Genomic DNA, 16,349 nt, shown 5'->3' on the forward strand with positions numbered 1-16,349 from the left:
TTATGAAAAAATCACTTATTTATAGTTTAGTGTTTATGTTGTTTATTTCATATACTTTGCCTTCTTATGCCCAAACAAATAATGAACCTTTAGAGCAGTCTACACATAAAGTTAACGATGATATTACGATTAATGAAAAAGTATATATTAATGAAGCTGTGATAACGGCAACTTTAGAAAATGAAGAATTATTTGCAAAAAGTGAGTTAATTATCGATTTAGATACTAACGAGATTGTGCTTCAAAATTTATTAGATGATAAAACAAATAATATAGTTGAAAATCAATATGATGTTTATTTTCTTACAATTGAGGGGGAAGACTTTAGAGCTTTTTTCATTGATAAAGAAACAGGAGAAGAAATCTATATTAACTCTGAAAAAGTTCAAGCTTCTGTCGCTCCACTTGTAGTTGTGTTGGCTACTATCGCTAGGTATTCTATTGCTAGAGCTATTGCAAAGCATGGGGCAGCTAGAGTTACACAAGCATTAGCAAGTAACGCAGCAAGAACAAAATTACCCACAGATGGATTAGCAAGACAAGTGGCAAATGAATTAGGTTACAGGGATACAGGTTATTTATCTCATAGGGTAGCAGTATTTGAGAGAGCAGCAAGAGATGCGGTGAAAGGACCTAGGTATATAGCACGCGATCGAACTAGCCACGGTGGTGGCGTTTGGAAAGGAGCTAATAAGATTGAAGACTTAGCTAGTCCAACTCGAAGATCAGGTACTTATGATGCAGTTCTGAAAAGAATTCGTGATTAGTTTTTGATAATATCTAATTAATATTTTAAAAATGGAGGTGTATATATTTGTGCATAGAGAAATCGACTATCAATGGCGTATTACTAAGTACAATCCTGCTTATCGAAATGCAGAAGGCCATTACTTGCGAGATGAGTGGACAAGCGCTTCAGAAATAGGAAAATCTTTTCATGGGGAAATATTGACGTTGGAGGACTATTTACAGGTCGAGAATGCGTATGTAGATACGGTAATGAAATTTCTTGAGGTTTATCAAATTGAGAATGTCCGACTAATCCATCTTGAGACATATGGTCTGTCTGACGTGGATAAAAGTTCTCCTTTATATGATGCTGCGTTTGATACGATTTCGTTGGCAGAAGATATGCTAGTAACCATTGCTCAAATTCCTATTGTCTGTAAAATGACGCTGAGAGAGTATATTTATTGTCAACTGATTACGGAGGATTTCTTTGTCCAGTTCGGTTATGACTATTATCTATTTATTGGAGCAAACAGTATACGACAGGAAGCGATACAATTTGCTCGTCAGCATCTTTTTGTAGAGCAAATGATGTCACCCTATTATCTTTCCGAAAAAAATGTTATACGGGAAGTGACGTGGAGCTTACTTAAAGATAAGAGTAAATTTATTCAAGGTAGGGAAATATTAAAAGATATTTCTTTAGAGGAGTTGCAAACTATTTTTCAACTCTCTTCTATTCATCCGGTTACAGGCTCTTATAAAATTACAGAGGACAATGCGAAGTTTTTCCAAAAGAAAATCAAGCATAAAATGGACTTTAATAAGTATGAATACTATTTATTAGCTGGAAGTTAAGTAAATAGAGATGTTCGAAGTTGTTATTAATATAATATATGAACACAAACACGCGCCTGAAACGTTGCTTTTAAAGCGTTTTGGGCGCGTGTAAGTTATTACAAACCACTGTTTATTTGGGAAGGAGCTAATATACTAACATTTATAGTTATTTGAAACATAGTAGTTTGTGTTTCCCAGATATTCGAAATATTGAAGAGATAATCATGAGAGGTGATAAAATGCAGTTACATGACTTTATGCACGAAAATTACCCCAATTTACTACTTGGACCACCTTTATTTTATAATTGGCATATAGGGATCCGTTTTGAACTTGGGGTTAATTGGAAAAGAGAATATGATTATCCAAATAACCCTTATGTGTTAGGATGTTATAAAAGAGCGATTACTTTATTTGAAGCACTGCATAGTCCAAATGAAGAGATTTTTGTAGTGATGGATATTCATGATGTTAAAAATAATAGAAACTTAAAACGTAAATTAAAAAATTTTCCAAGTTATGTGAACAAATCTTTATTGTTGAAATTAAAGCATGAAGCGTTACCGTATATATTCCCTGAAGATAATGAAGATGGGAAATTAATAACGCATCGTTTTACTTTACAATGTAAAACGTTCGATTTTAACTATATTCCACTGTTAAAAGCCATTTGCAATCAAGACTTGGGATTGAAACCGCAGATTTACTATGATGTTTACTTCATAAATATTAATAGGAAAACCATTTTTCACGTCTACGATGACAGAGGTTGTGATTTGTTGGCAACTTCTCCCGCTGCAATAAAAGATATTTACAAGAAGCAGAATGACTGGATTTTAGACTATGACAGAGCGGAAATTGATAAGATGTTTTTATAGAACATGATAGTGAATGTCTACCTTTATTAAAAACCTATCTGAAAGGAAAGAAATCGACTATTGGAGCTAATAGCATCCACCTTAATTACCGAAGATATTGCGCACTAGTATCAAAAGCACACGATGGATTTTATTAAGTATGCGTAAAAGCTAGAAATTAAAATACAAAAGCACTCGCTCAAAACGTAACTTTTATTGCGTTTTGGGCGAGTGTTTTCTATTGGGAAAAAGCGGTAAAAAAAGTTCGTGTGATTCTATGAATGATTATCATTTTGTCCAATATATTAGTAAATATACAATATGAAAATATAAATTGTAAATATTTTCTAATATAAAGGGGGCTTTATACATGCTTGAACCAACTATCAAGACAACGGCAACGTATCAACGAGATCGGGAAACTGTTATTGCCTTAACACAAAAGCTCGTGCGGATTGAAAGTGTCTATCGCGAAAATGACCCGCATGGCAATGAACAGGAAGTAGCCAATTACGTGGCGCAATATTTGCGGGCTAGCGGTATTGAAACGTTTGTCGAAGAAGTTGTACCTGGTAGACCGAATGTTATTGGCATTATTGATTCGGGAAAGCCAGGGAAAACGCTACTTTTTGAAGGACATACAGATGTTGTAACCGAAGGCAATCGTGAAGCATGGACATATGATCCTTTCGGTGCGGAAATTATTGATGGACGTATGTATGGACGCGGGACGAATGATACAAAAGGTAATCTTGCTTGTATGATAACAGCTTGTCAGTCATTGCTACTAGATGGCGAGGAATTTACGGGCAAAATTATTTTATGTATCCCATGTGATGAAGAAGGGCTCATGTTAGGCATAAAACATTTTATTCGCAATGGCTGGGCGGATGGCGTAGATGGTGCCATTATTTGTGAGCCACAAGAAAATAATGTTTGCATTGCACAACGCGGTGCTATTCGCTTACAGGTCGATATTTTCGGCAAAATGGCACATGGCGCGATTTCTTGGAGTGGCATTAATCCGAATTGGCGGATGGCACGTTTGATTGTGGAGCTTGAAAAGTTAGAAAAAGAAGAGCAAGCGCGTTTAGGTCGTGATCCAATGCTTAACTGGCCATCCATTACACCAACGATTTTACGTGCACCAGTAAAAGGGGATGCGCAAATTAATGTAATCCCTGATCATTGTATGACGACGCTAGATATTCGCACCGTTCCAGCCCAGGATCATGATGAATTATTAGGCAAAATCGATGCCATTATTCAACGACTCCAAGCAGATGATCCAGACTTTCAAGTGGAGCTTACGGTGCTGGATAATCGCCCAGCAACCGCTACTGCAAAAGAACAGCCAGTTGTCCAAGCTATTTACGAAGCGGTCGCAGAGGTGACGCAAAAAGAGCCAATTTATAACGGAGTGCCAGGTGCTACGGATGGAACCTTCCTCCATGTACATGGTATACCAATCGTCACTGTTGGGGCGGGTGACCGTGAACTACCGCATCAAATTGATGAATATGTCGATATTGAAGAGCTTGCAGAAACGACGGCTATTTATCGTTTAGCAGCATTAAAGTTTTTAGCAGGTGATGCATAATGGTCAAAATCGCAGTTATTCCTGGAGACGGTATTGGTAAGGAAGTGATGGCAGAAGCATTAAAAGTGCTTGCACAACTGCGCCAAGATGAACCATCTTTAGACATTGAAACGACCATTTTTCCGTGGAGCTCGGATTATTATGTACAGCATGGTTGTATGATGCCAAAAGATGCGCTCACTACATTAAGAAACTATGATGCGATATTATTCGGTGCGATTGGTGATGCGCGTGTACCAGATGATGTTACGATATGGGAATTTATTATGCCGATTCGTAAGCAATTCCAGCAATATGTCAATTTTAGACCAGTCAAATCACTACAGGGCATTGCTTCACCATTGGCGAATAGCAAAGATATCGATATGGTTATTTTCCGTGAAAATACAGAAGGGGAATATTCGAATAGTGGTGGACATATTTATCATAACCAGCCACAGGAAATGGCGATTCAAAATACGATAATGACACGGCTCGGTGTTGAAAAAATTGTACAAGCTGCGTGTGATTATGCTCATCAAAATGGCAAGTCGAAAATTACCAGTGCAACGAAATCAAACGCCATTATCTATGCTATGAAATTTTGGGATGAGATGACGAAAGATGTTGTGGCACAAGCTTCGCCAACTTTAACGTTGGAATCTCTCTATATCGATGCATTAGTCGCTTATTTTGTAGAGCGGCCGCAAGATTTTGAAGTAGTGGTGGCATCGAATTTATTCGGCGATATTTTATCGGATTTAGGGTCGGCACTTGTTGGAGGGCTAGGGTTATCTCCTTCGGCAAATTTAAATCCTGAAAAAGCATTTCCATCAATGTTTGAACCAGTGCACGGTTCTGCACCCAATATTGCAGGGAAAGGGATTGCTAATCCGATTGCGCAAATTTGGTCACTTGCGTTATTGCTTGGGCATATTGGAAGACCTGATTTAGAAAAGCGAATCGTTGCGGCAATTGAAGCAGTGTTAATCGAGGGAGCCGTGCAAACAGCGGATATTGGCGGACAGGCAACAACTACACAAATGGGGGATGCCATTTGTCTGGCGCTTGAAAATATTAAACAAACAGCAAGGGGTGTGTAAGATGGCAGTTACACAGCAAGTAATCATTGTGACAGGTGCTGGGGGAGGAATGGGGAAGGCAATCATAGAAGACCAACTGCGCAAAGGGCATATTGTGATAGGTCTTGATTTATCGGTTACTTCACTCGCACATCTAGCGCAACAATCTTTGCAAACATATGAAGTCAATGTTTTGCAAGAAGATAGCATACAAGCCATTGTCCATGAAGTTTACGCCAAGTATGGACGAATTGATGGGTTGGTCAATGCATTAGGCATTGCACAGGCTGCGACGCCGATTGAGCAAGTAACAATGGATGATTGGAATCGACTAATGGACGTAAATGTGAAAAGTCTGTTTATTACAACAAAGGCCATTGTGCCGTATATGAAGAAGCGGAAAAAAGGTTCGATTGTGACCATTGCATCGATTTCTGCGGTGCGTCCTCGTCCCGGTTTGCAGGTGTATATTGCTTCTAAAGGAGCGGCGGAAAGCTTTACACGTGGGCTGGCAATTGAGCTTGCCTCCCATCAAATTCGGGTCAATACCATTCATCCAGGACCAGCAGACACGCAAATGCTAGCGCAGTTTACTGCACATAATGCAGATGCTGAACATGCAAAGCACAATGTTTTTATACAATCAGTGCCACTTGGCCGTTTAGTCGACCCATCTGATATTGCAGGGGCTGTAAGTTACCTACTATCAGATGCAGCAGGCATGGTAACAGGGACAACGTTACATGTAGACGGAGGCCGTGGCTTATAGGAGGAGTACGATGCAAATTATACCGATGCTAATAAATGGAAAGTGGGTACAAGGAGATGGTCAGGCGTTTATAGATGTTGTCAATCCTTCTACTGGTGAAGTACTCGCGCAACTAAAAAATGCTAGTAAGGCACAGGTAGATGAGGCGGTACAAGCTGCACGTATTGCGGTTGAAAGTGAAGAGTGGCGCCAAGTGAAAGCTTTTGAGCGTGGTCAGCTATTACTCGAACTGGCACAGTATATTCGCATGCATGCTGAAGAATGGAGTTTGCTAGAATGTCGGGATGTTGGAAAGCCCTTAACACAAGCACGTGCCGATGTTGAAGCAGCAGCACGTTACTTTGAGTTTTATGGTGGGGCTGCCGATAAGCTTATGGGAGACACGATTCCTATCGAAGACGGTATATTAAATGCTGTCGTGCTAGAACCTGTAGGGATTACCGTCCATATTGTACCGTGGAATTATCCTTTACAAATTACGGCAAGAAGCGTTGCCGCAGCAATTGCAACAGGAAATGCAGTCATAGTCAAAAGTGCAGAAGATACCCCGTTGACAACCCATGCGATGACACAATGGTTTGCCCGAAAATTCCCAAAAGGGATTTTTCAACATATTACGGGATTAGGTCGTGAGGTAGGCCCGTTGTTAACGAGGCATCCTGACATTAATCATATTACATTTACTGGTTCTGTTGCTACGGGTATAGAAGTGATGAAAGCAGCAGCCCAAAACATCGTACCTGTCACATTAGAACTCGGTGGAAAGTCCCCGAATATTGTGTTTGCGGATGCGCCAATGGAACAGGCATTAGAAGGCGTAGTCCGTGCCATTATTCAAAATGCGGGGCAAACATGCTCTGCTGGTGCGCGCTTACTAATTGAAGAAGATGCAAAAGCGTTGTTTATCAAGCGGTTAGTTGACAGGTTTCAAACTTTGAAGATTGGCCCGGGGGAAGCTGATGTTGATATGGGCCCTTTATTAAATGAACGGCAATATGTAAAGATTTCCGCACTGTTGCAACAAGCAAAAGAGGATGGTTATGTGATCACGGGTGGCGACACGCTAACAATAAAAGGCTATGAAAAAGGTTACTATATCCAACCAACGATTCTCGATGGCGTAGATGCCGACGCTGAACTGGCGCAGGAGGAAATTTTCGGACCGGTGTTAACTATATTGACATTTTCAACAGTGGAGGAAGCAATTACCTTAGCCAATGGTACGGATTATGGATTAGTAGCTGGTGTTTGGTCTAAAGATTTAGACACGGCTCATTATGTGGCTAGTCGAGTGAAGGCAGGACAAGTATTTGTCAATAATTACGGCGCAGCAGGTGGGATTCAAATGCCGTTTGGTGGTTATAAAAAGAGCGGAATCGGTCGTGAAAAAGGCTTTGTGGCACTAAGAAATTATACCCAAATGAAAAATATTGCGATACGCTATGCAACACCTGAGCGTACGTGAACAGGGGGGAGCATGTGGAACAAGCACAAGACAAGCAAGTGTTGTTGGAAGTAAAGCAATTACACGTCCAATTTCATTTGAAAAATGGGAAAAAGGCAAAAGTAGTCGAGGATGTTAGCTTTGTTATTTATAAAGGTGAGACGGTAGCACTTGTAGGGGAATCAGGCAGTGGCAAGAGTATAACATCGCTGTCAATCATGCGCTTGCTTCCGATGCCTCCTGGAGAAATATCCGCTGGTACCATTACATTAAACGATAAAAATCTACTCGATATGAATAATAAAGAAATGAGTAAGATTCGAGGCAATGAAGTGAGCATGATTTTTCAAGAACCGATGACATCACTTGACCCCGTTTTTACCATTGGCAATCAAATGATGGAAGCGATTCGTAGGCATCAAAAAATATCTACAAAACAAGCGAAAGAAAAGTCACTACAACTATTAAAAGAAGTGGGTATCGCCAATGCAGAAAAGGTTCTCACTGAATACCCGCATCAGTTATCCGGTGGCATGCGACAACGTGTAATGATTGCTATTGCCATGTCCAATAACCCCCAACTATTGATTGCAGATGAGCCGACAACGGCATTGGATGTTACGGTGCAAGCACAAATTGTAACGTTAATGATGAAGCTGAAAAAAGAACAGCAATCAGCCATTTTGTTTATAACACATGATATGAGTGTTGTTGCTGAAACCGCAGATCGCGTCATGGTGATGTATGCTGGGCAAATTGTGGAGCAAGCGCCTGTTCGTGCGTTATTTCTCGAACCGAAACATCCCTATACAATTGCCTTATTAAAAACGATGCCTACCTTAGAAACTGATATAAAAAGGTTACCATCTATCCCAGGCACTGTACCACCTGCCTATGCATTACCAGAAGGCTGTCGTTTTGCACCACGTTGTCCATTTGTGATGGAGCATTGCCGTCATGTTTTACCAGAAGTTACGTTGTTGCAGCATCAACATCATGTAAGGTGTCATTTATACACGGAGGAAGGGGCGTTGGTAAATGACGGACAAAGAAGTATTACTTGAAATTCATCATTTAAAAGCTTATTTTCCTGTGAAACGTAAGTCTATGAAAGAAGCAAAAAAAGTCGTTAAGGCTGTTGATGATATTTCAATTGACATCTTCCGTGGGGAGACACTTGGTATTGTTGGGGAATCAGGGTCTGGAAAGTCAACATTTGGGCGCGCGATTTTAAAGCTTGTTGAACCGACAGCTGGAGAAATTTTGTATAAAGGCCACGCCATTCATCATTTGAAGGGGCGCGAATTGCAAAAATATCGCAACCAAATGCAAATGATTTTTCAAGATCCCTTTGCATCATTAAATCCACGCATGCGTATAGGCGCCATTATTGAGGAACCCATGGCTTTACAATTGCCATTAACGAAAGAGCAGCGTAAAAAACGGGTCAGAGAACTATTACAAAAGGTTGGTTTACCGGAAGATGCTATGCACAAATTTCCCCATGAATTTTCAGGTGGGCAAAGACAACGAATAGGCATTGCCAGAGCACTTGCCATCAATCCGGAGTTTATCATAGCAGATGAGCCAGTTTCTGCTTTAGATGTTTCCATACAATCACAAGTATTAAACTTGATGATGGATTTACAGGATGAATTTCAATTAACATATTTATTTATTTCCCATGATCTAAGTGTTGTCAAACATATTAGCGATCGTGTTGCAGTGCTGTATTTAGGAAGGATTGTGGAAGTAGGCACAAAAAAAGAATTGTATGCACATCCACTTCATCCATATACACAAGCGTTACTTTCTGCGATTCCTGTTGTGAATTTTGATGAACCGAAGCAATTAGTCCCATTACAGGGGGAGCTACCAAGCCCGATGAATCCACCGATTGGTTGCGTGTTCCATACACGCTGTCCGTTTGTCATGGAGCAATGTCGGCTAGCGCGGCCTCCATTGCAACAAAAAAATGAGCATCAGCAAGTAGCGTGCTTTTTATACGAAAAATAATCAGAATATTCAATTTTTACAAAGGGGGGTGGGTTAATGTTTGGCAATATTACCGATGTACCAGGCGTAAAAGTAGGGCATGCGGAAGATAGAGAAGGCATAACGGGATGCTCCGTTATTTTAGTGGAAGATGGTGCTGTTTGTGGTGTCGACGTGCGAGGCTCTGCACCAGGCACACGTGAAACAGATGCATTGGATCCTATTAATGAAATTCAACAAGTGCATGGCATTTGTCTAGCAGGTGGCAGTGCATTTGGTTTGGATGCCGCAACAGGTGTTATGCATTACTTAGAGGAACAAGGTGTAGGGGTAGATGCGGGTGTTACCAAAATACCAATTGTACCTAGTGCAGTATTATTTGATTTATTTATTGGTGACGCACATATAAGACCATCAGCTCAGATGGGTTATGAAGCAGCGAAAAATGCCAAGATTGGTGCTTTTGTAAATGGCAATATTGGCGCAGGCTATGGTGCAACAGTTGGGAAATTAGCAGGTCCACAATTTTGTATGAAAGGTGGTTTAGGCAGTAGTTCACTTATAGGGAAGGATGGGCTTATCGTAGGCGCTATGGTAGCGGTCAATGCAGTAGGCGATGTAAAGGACCCTACTACTCGAACAACGATTGCTGGGGCGCGTAACCGAGCAACAGGGCAATGGCTGGATAGTTGTTCCTATTTAGAAGAGCATGGTCAATCTCAGGCACTCGCTGGTACCAATACGACCATTGGCGTTGTTGCGATGAATGCAAAGTTAACAAAGGCAGAGGCGAAAAAAATCGCACAACTAGCACAAAATGCCTTAGCACGTACAATTTATCCTGTCCATACTATGCTAGACGGCGATACGATTTTTGTTTTAGGCACAGGACAGCAATCGTATCCAGTCGACTATATTGGACACTTAGCAACAAAGGTCGTGGAGGAAGCGATTATTGCTGGTGTTAAAGGTGCTACTCAATTAGAGGACGTAGAAAGTTATATAAGTATTCAACAACAGCATAAAGGGGGAGAAATACTTTGAAGCAGAGTAGAAATTGGGTTTTCCTAATGTTGTTATTGCTTTTAGGGGTGATGTTTAGCGCATGTTCAAATGATAATGACAAAAAAGATACAAATAAAGTACCGACAAATGCGCCAGTAACAACAGATACACCGCAAGAAATTGTAGTCCGCATTAATGACGACCCGGATTTTTTAGATCCTCATAAAGCAACAGCCTCGATTTCCTATCAGATGATTCTTAATATTTTTGAAGGATTGATGGCACCCGAAACAGATGGCTCCTTAAAAGAAGGGCTTGCGGAAAGCTATGAAATTTCACAGGATGGTTTAACTTATACGTTTAAAATTCGTTCAGGTGTGAAATTTCATAATGGCGAGGATTTAACAATAGAAGATATTCAATATTCGTTTGATCGCTTAATGGGCAAAAATGGTGGCGAAAAAATGTCGAATAACTTTGATAATGTAGCATCTACCGAAGCCCCAGATACAACGACTTTTGTCATTAAGTTAAAAGAACCGAATTCCAATTTCCTCTATTCCTTGACTGCTCGCCAAGCCGCCATTATACCGAAAAGTAATGACGGCAAGCATAATGAAAACCCAATCGGGACTGGTCCTTTTGCTTATGTGAAATATGCTCCAGGCTCAAATTTAGTGTTGAAAAAGAATGAAAGCTATTGGAAAGAAGGCTTGCCTTACTTAAATAAAGTAACTTTTACGTTCCAATCCGATGATCAAGCAGCCATTATGAGCTTAATGGCAAATGAAGTTGATTTAACAAGTGTCCCTTGGCAACGGGTAAATGAGGTGGAAAATAGTCATCATTTATCGCATCAAAACAATAACTCTTCTTTAATTGTCACGTTTAATGAAACAAAAGCACCGTTTGATAATATCAAAGTGCGTCAGGCCATGAACTATGCCATCAGTAAAGCGGATATTATTGATTCTGTCTTTGCTGGTTATGCTGTACCACTTGGCTCGAACATGAGTCCAGCAATGGGAGACTATCAAAAGAAAGGGTTAGAAGATAAGTACAAGCTTGATGTGGCAAAGGCCAAGGCATTATTAGCTGAAGCAGGGTACCCAGACGGCTTTAAAACCAAAATTACTGTATCTTCTCATAACGATATTTATTCCAATATAGCGCAAATTGTTGCCGCTAACCTCAAAGAAATTGGTGTAGATGTAGAGATTGAAGTGGTGGAATGGGGGATTTGGCTTGATCGTGTGTACTTTGGTCGCGACTATACTATGACGACGATTGATTTAACAGGTCGTGCCTCTGCCTATGAAATTCTAAATGACTATATTTCTACCAATGACAGTGAAAACTTCTTCTTATTTAAGAATGAGGAATACGACAACATCATGGCTGACGTTTTAAAGGAAACAGACACGGCAAAGCAAATTGCTTATTACCAACGTGCACAAGAAATTTTAGCGGAGCAGGCAGTGTCGGTTTATGTAGCGGATTACCAAATCGTCTGGGGTTCTGACAAGCAAGTAACAGGGCTAAAGAGCTATCCATTCTGGTTCCATGATATGTCCGAGGTAAAATTCTCAAACTAGAAAGAGATGATTGCAAATGATGTATATGATACGTCGATTCATCCTGTTAATGACAACGATTCTTCTAGTGTCGATGATTACGTTTGGCGTTTTTCAAATTTTACCTGGAGATCCTGTTCGAACAATGTTAGGAACAGAAGCGGATGCAACACAAATTGAAAACTTGCGGTCTGAGCTTGGTTTGAACCGTCCCCTTTATGAACAATACACTGATTGGATAAAGGGACTATTGACTGGAGAATTAGGTCATTCAATTCGTTTCTCCATGCCTGTAAAAGATTTATTGTTGGATAGATTGCCTGTCACGATGTCACTAGCTGTCCTGACATTAACCATTGTATTAATGGTTTCCTTGCCACTTGGCATGTTTGCTGCGAGACGCCAAAATAAGCTGAGTGATGTATCCTTATCGACATTGACACAAATTGGGATGGCGGTGCCTTCATTTTGGCTTGGGATGATGCTGATTTTATATGTGGGTATGCAGTTTAGTTTTTTTAAAATTAGTGGCTATATTCCGTGGTCACAAAGTGTTGCTGGGGCGTTAAGTACGCTTATTCTGCCGGCATTAACTATCGCTATACCTCAAATTGCTGTCAACTTCCGTTACGTGCGTACGGCCATTTTAGAACAAATGCAACTTGATTATGTACGGACAATTCGCAGTAAGGGGATGTCGGAACAAAATGTGATGTATAAGCATGTGTTAAAAAATGCTATGATTCCGATTTTGACCGTTTTTGGTTTGATAATGGCAGAAGTTGTGGCAGGAACGATTATTGTAGAGCAGGTATTTTCCTTGCCAGGTGTTGGACAGCTATTGATTACAGCGATTAGTAATCGCGATTTCCCACTAGTGCAAGGCATCGTGATGTATATTACGGTAGCCGTTGTTGTTATTAATTTTATCGTCGATATTTTATATTCTGTGTTAGATCCAAGAATCCGATTACGATGAGAGGTGGATGCAATGGACATTGTGAAACGATATATGAAAAATATAAAATTACTCATTGGTCTACTCGTCATCGTCGGGTTTTTACTTGTTATGATTACTAGCTTCTTTTATACGCCATATGATGTGAATATGATGAATATTCCCGAAAAATTACACAGCCCAAGTAGTAAGTATCTATTTGGTACAGATGAATTTGGACGTGATATTTTTAGTCGGATGATGAAGGGGACACAAACAGCCTTTGCGGTAGGTTTATTAACGGTCATTATCGGTACATCATTTGGTATTTTAATCGGTGGACTAGCAGGTTTTCTAGGTGGCTGGGTCGATGAACTATTTATGCGCTTAATGGATGCGCTAATGGCGTTTCCAGGCATAATTTTAGCGTTAATGCTAGTAGCTGTTTTCGGGCCTGGCGTAGTCAATACCGCAATTGCCCTTGGTGTGATTGCCATACCTGCCATTGCTCGAATTGCACGCAGTGGCTTTGTCCAACATCGGGATGCCGAATACGTACTAGCCGCTAAATTAATTGGTGTCAAACCTTATAACATTATGTTTCGTCATATTTTACCTAATATATCATCCCAAATTATTGTGGCAGCAACGGTTACTTTTGCGACGGCCATGCTTGCTGAAGCAGCACTAAGTTATCTAGGGCTTGGCGTTCAACCACCAAATCCTAGTTGGGGTCGTATGTTAAAAGATTCGCAAGCGTATTTAGTAAAAGCTTCGTGGTATACATTTGCACCAGGTGGAGCTATTACTCTATTAGTGCTAGGGTTGTATATGTTGAGTAATGCTGTGAGGGATTATATGGACCCCCGCTCCAAATAGTTTTAGTGATTGGCAATGTAATATAAAACGTTCTATACTATAGTAATTATATGCTCATAACTGAGGAGGACTATTATTAATGAACGCAACCATTATTACAACAGACAGCGATTTGCAAACGGCTTTAGCTATTCGCAAAGCTGTATTTATAGAAGAGCAACAAATTCCAGCATCCGAAGAATACGATGAATTTGATACACTTGCTACGTCTTGTGAACATATTCTTGTGTATATCAATGAACAACCCGTTGGTACAGCTCGATTACGTGTAGTAGACGGCTATGGCAAACTGGAACGAATTTGTATTTTACAGCCATTTCGTAAATGCGGGCTCGGAAAAGTGATCATTGACAAGCTTGAAGGGTTGGCACAGGAGAAAGGTTTAACGCAATCAAAACTTAGTGCACAAGTATATGCAGAGGGCTTTTATGAAAAGTTTGGCTATCGTCGCACAGGAGAGGAATATTTGGACGCAGGCATTCCACATGTTTTAATGAAAAAGCAATTTAACAAGGCTTAACGTGTAGTAGGTTAAATACCCGCGGAATGAGTGCTTTTACCCGCGGAAGTGGAGCATTTACCCGCGAATCGAGTGGCTTTATCCGCGAAAAATATAGAAATACCCGCGCATCGAGATTAAATATGGAAGACCTTTAACTATATAAAACAAACTCCATTTTGCGTATGTCAAAATGGAGTCTTTAATTTAAAAAGGAATAGGGACTTCCTGTAATGTTGGGTAAGATGTGATAGCACCATGTTTTGTTGTGGATGTAGCGGCATAACGATTGGCAAAGGTAAGAAGGGGCGTAGCAAATGTTTCGCAAAAGGCTTCGAGCGACTCTACTGTAATGTTTTTCTGCAACAACGTACTTAAAATGGCACCGATAAAGGCATCACCTGCACCTGTTGTATCAAGCGCTTGTACAACTTCAGCAGCAACTTTTACATGCTGTTGCTTCGTGTAAAGACTAGCTCCTTGTGCACCATGCGTGACGAAAATGACTTGTACCTTGTCTTGAAATAATGACTGCACGGCTTGCTGCTCATCGTCTATATGCGTTAAAAACGATAATTCCTCATCAGAGAGCTTCACGATATGCGCACGCGGAATAAAGTTTAAAATCGTTTGCCGGCATGCTTTAGCGTCATGCCAAAGGGGGAGTCGTACGTTCGGGTCAAAAGAGACAAGACTCCCCGTAGCATGCGCTTGCTCAATAATCGCCTGATGTGTTTGCTTCATTGGACTATCCACCAAGTTCACCGAGCAAAAGTGGAGGATAGCATGGGCTGTTAGTAAATTTGTCGGCAATTGTGCTGGGCTGTACAATAAATCAGCCGCATTTTTTCGATAAAATAAAAAGTCACGTTCACCATCCGCAGTCAAGGACACAAAGGCAAGGCTTGTTTCACCTTCAGTTGTTTGTGCAATATATTGTGTATCTACACCAGCTTGTTTCACGGTAGCAATCAAAAAGTCCCCAAATGCATCTTGTCCAACCTGTGTTAGTAGGGCAGCGGGTTGGCCTAATTTTGCACAGACTGCTGCTACATTCGCCGGTGCACCACCCGCATTTTTCGTAAACTGTTCGACCGATAAAAGCGAACCACTTTGTCCAGCGGGCGTAAAATCAATTAAGAGCTCACCAATTGCATACAGTTTTCGCATACAATACCTCCTTGTCCAATCAATGCTTCATTCCTGCAAATGAGCTTTTTGCTTTGGAATATAAATAGTATAAAAAATCCCACCAAAAATGAGTAAGATACCAAGCGTTTGAATAGGGCTAGGCATGAAATCAAGCAGTAGCATATCTAATAAGATAGCGACAACGGGATCTACAAATACTAAAACAGACACTAGTATAGTAGATAGGCTACGAATACTATCAAAAAATAAATAATAAACGAATCCGGTATGAATAAAGCCTGTCCCTAAAATATAAAGCCAATTCGTTGTTGTCAATCCTTCAAATAATGAAAAATCTACAAACGGTACTAGCATCACAATACCTACCGCCGTTTGTATAAATGTTAAGGCATAGGCGCTTAAATTTTTTATCGTTCGGCTTGTTAACATCGTAAATGCATAAAATAAAGCTGAGAGCAATGCCCACACAAAGCCTGACTGCATAAATTCAGATAATGAAATAAAGTTTTGTAAACCAATAATAAAAATACTGCCGATAAAACAAGTTATCGTTGCGACAAGGGCTTGTACAGTCATTTTTTCTTTAAGCAATAACGCCCCTAAAATAAGCACAAAAATAGGTGCTAAATTATAAATTGAAATGGCAATCGAAATCGACATCTCCTCAAAAGCTTTAAATAAAAATACCCAGTTTAAGACGATAAAGACACCACAAAGAAGGGTGCGCAATAGTTCCTTTTTGTTCCACACCTCCGTTTTATGCCCGCCCGTTATTAGCCATAAAGCGCCAAGAAAGAGCGTTGCACAAACACAGCGGATAAAGACTAGCTCTGTAGCGGGTAAGCCAGTATGGATTGTGAAAAAGCCGATGGAGCCAAAAATGGCCATAGACACTGTAAGTTTTATGATTGCTGAGACATTCATAACAAACCTGCTTTCTAGTAGTAATGAAATGGCTACTATTTTTTAGCTATTACAATAATGGAGAAACCGACAGCGTTGTCTACT

Annotated in this window: 16 protein-coding genes; 14 read left to right on the forward strand and 2 right to left on the reverse strand. The window is 40.3% G+C overall.

The features are described from left to right. The first annotated feature begins 2 nt into the window (after nt 1–2). The 14 genes from T479_RS08510 (at nt 3) to T479_RS08575 (ending at nt 14,210) form a co-directional block, all read left to right on the forward strand. Complete coding sequence (locus T479_RS08510; protein WP_025219235.1) at nt 3–767, forward strand: SAR2788 family putative toxin; 765 nt, start codon at nt 3–5, stop codon at nt 765–767. A gap of 49 nt (nt 768–816) precedes the next feature. Further along, complete coding sequence (locus tag T479_RS08515; RefSeq protein ID WP_025219236.1) at nt 817–1,587, forward strand: DUF7683 domain-containing protein; 771 nt, start codon at nt 817–819, stop codon at nt 1,585–1,587. 221 nt (nt 1,588–1,808) lie between these two features. Beyond that, entirely contained in the window at nt 1,809–2,447 is a 639-nt protein-coding gene (locus tag T479_RS08520; RefSeq protein ID WP_038510269.1) for a DUF3885 domain-containing protein, read from the forward strand. Nucleotides 2,448–2,796: 349 nt separating this feature from the next. After that, nucleotides 2,797–4,026 carry a M20 family metallopeptidase gene (locus tag T479_RS08525; RefSeq protein ID WP_025219238.1) on the forward strand — a complete coding sequence of 410 codons (1,230 nt, stop codon included), beginning with the start codon at nt 2,797–2,799 and terminating at the stop codon, nt 4,024–4,026. Beyond that, nucleotides 4,026–5,108: a tartrate dehydrogenase gene (locus tag T479_RS08530; RefSeq protein WP_025219239.1), complete on the forward strand. Its 1,083-nt coding sequence runs from the start codon at nt 4,026–4,028 to the stop codon at nt 5,106–5,108. Before T479_RS08525 ends, T479_RS08530 begins: the two co-directional genes overlap by 1 nt. A gap of 1 nt (nt 5,109) precedes the next feature. Further along, nucleotides 5,110–5,856 (forward strand): SDR family NAD(P)-dependent oxidoreductase, encoded by a 747-nt coding sequence (locus tag T479_RS08535; protein ID WP_025219240.1) that lies wholly within the window; start codon nt 5,110–5,112, stop codon nt 5,854–5,856. Nucleotides 5,857–5,866: 10 nt separating this feature from the next. Beyond that, a complete protein-coding gene (locus T479_RS08540; RefSeq protein ID WP_025219241.1) occupies nt 5,867–7,321 on the forward strand; it encodes an aldehyde dehydrogenase family protein in 1,455 nt (484 codons plus the stop codon). Between the two features lie 14 nt (nt 7,322–7,335). Further along, entirely contained in the window at nt 7,336–8,364 is a 1,029-nt protein-coding gene (locus tag T479_RS08545; protein ID WP_025219242.1) for an ABC transporter ATP-binding protein, read from the forward strand. Next, complete coding sequence (locus tag T479_RS08550; RefSeq protein WP_025219243.1) at nt 8,339–9,316, forward strand: ABC transporter ATP-binding protein; 978 nt, start codon at nt 8,339–8,341, stop codon at nt 9,314–9,316. Before T479_RS08545 ends, T479_RS08550 begins: the two co-directional genes overlap by 26 nt. Before the next feature lie 36 nt (nt 9,317–9,352). Next, entirely contained in the window at nt 9,353–10,339 is a 987-nt protein-coding gene (locus T479_RS08555) for a P1 family peptidase (protein WP_025219244.1), read from the forward strand. A gap of 26 nt (nt 10,340–10,365) precedes the next feature. After that, nucleotides 10,366–11,895 (forward strand): ABC transporter substrate-binding protein, encoded by a 1,530-nt coding sequence (locus tag T479_RS08560; RefSeq protein ID WP_038510272.1) that lies wholly within the window; start codon nt 10,366–10,368, stop codon nt 11,893–11,895. A gap of 16 nt (nt 11,896–11,911) precedes the next feature. Then, nucleotides 11,912–12,853: an ABC transporter permease gene (locus T479_RS08565; RefSeq protein WP_025219246.1), complete on the forward strand. Its 942-nt coding sequence runs from the start codon at nt 11,912–11,914 to the stop codon at nt 12,851–12,853. Nucleotides 12,854–12,865: 12 nt separating this feature from the next. Then, entirely contained in the window at nt 12,866–13,690 is an 825-nt protein-coding gene (locus tag T479_RS08570; protein WP_025219247.1) for an ABC transporter permease, read from the forward strand. Nucleotides 13,691–13,769: 79 nt separating this feature from the next. After that, complete coding sequence (locus T479_RS08575) at nt 13,770–14,210, forward strand: GNAT family N-acetyltransferase (RefSeq protein WP_025219248.1); 441 nt, start codon at nt 13,770–13,772, stop codon at nt 14,208–14,210. A 186-nt stretch (nt 14,211–14,396) separates the two neighbouring features. On the opposite strand, the gene T479_RS08580 is transcribed toward T479_RS08575, so the two are convergent. Continuing rightward, nucleotides 14,397–15,359 carry a carbohydrate kinase family protein gene (locus T479_RS08580; protein ID WP_025219249.1) on the reverse strand — a complete coding sequence of 321 codons (963 nt, stop codon included), beginning with the start codon at nt 15,357–15,359 and terminating at the stop codon, nt 14,397–14,399. Nucleotides 15,360–15,386: 27 nt separating this feature from the next. Next, the gene (locus T479_RS08585; protein ID WP_024363496.1) at nt 15,387–16,265 is read right to left on the reverse strand and encodes a DMT family transporter; all 879 of its coding nucleotides are present in this window, start codon (nt 16,263–16,265) and stop codon (nt 15,387–15,389) included. Nucleotides 16,266–16,349 lie beyond the last annotated feature (84 nt).

Origin of the sequence: Lysinibacillus sphaericus, from assembly GCF_000600105.1 — a bacterium.
Taxonomy (GTDB): Bacteria; Bacillota; Bacilli; order Bacillales_A; family Planococcaceae; genus Lysinibacillus; species Lysinibacillus sphaericus.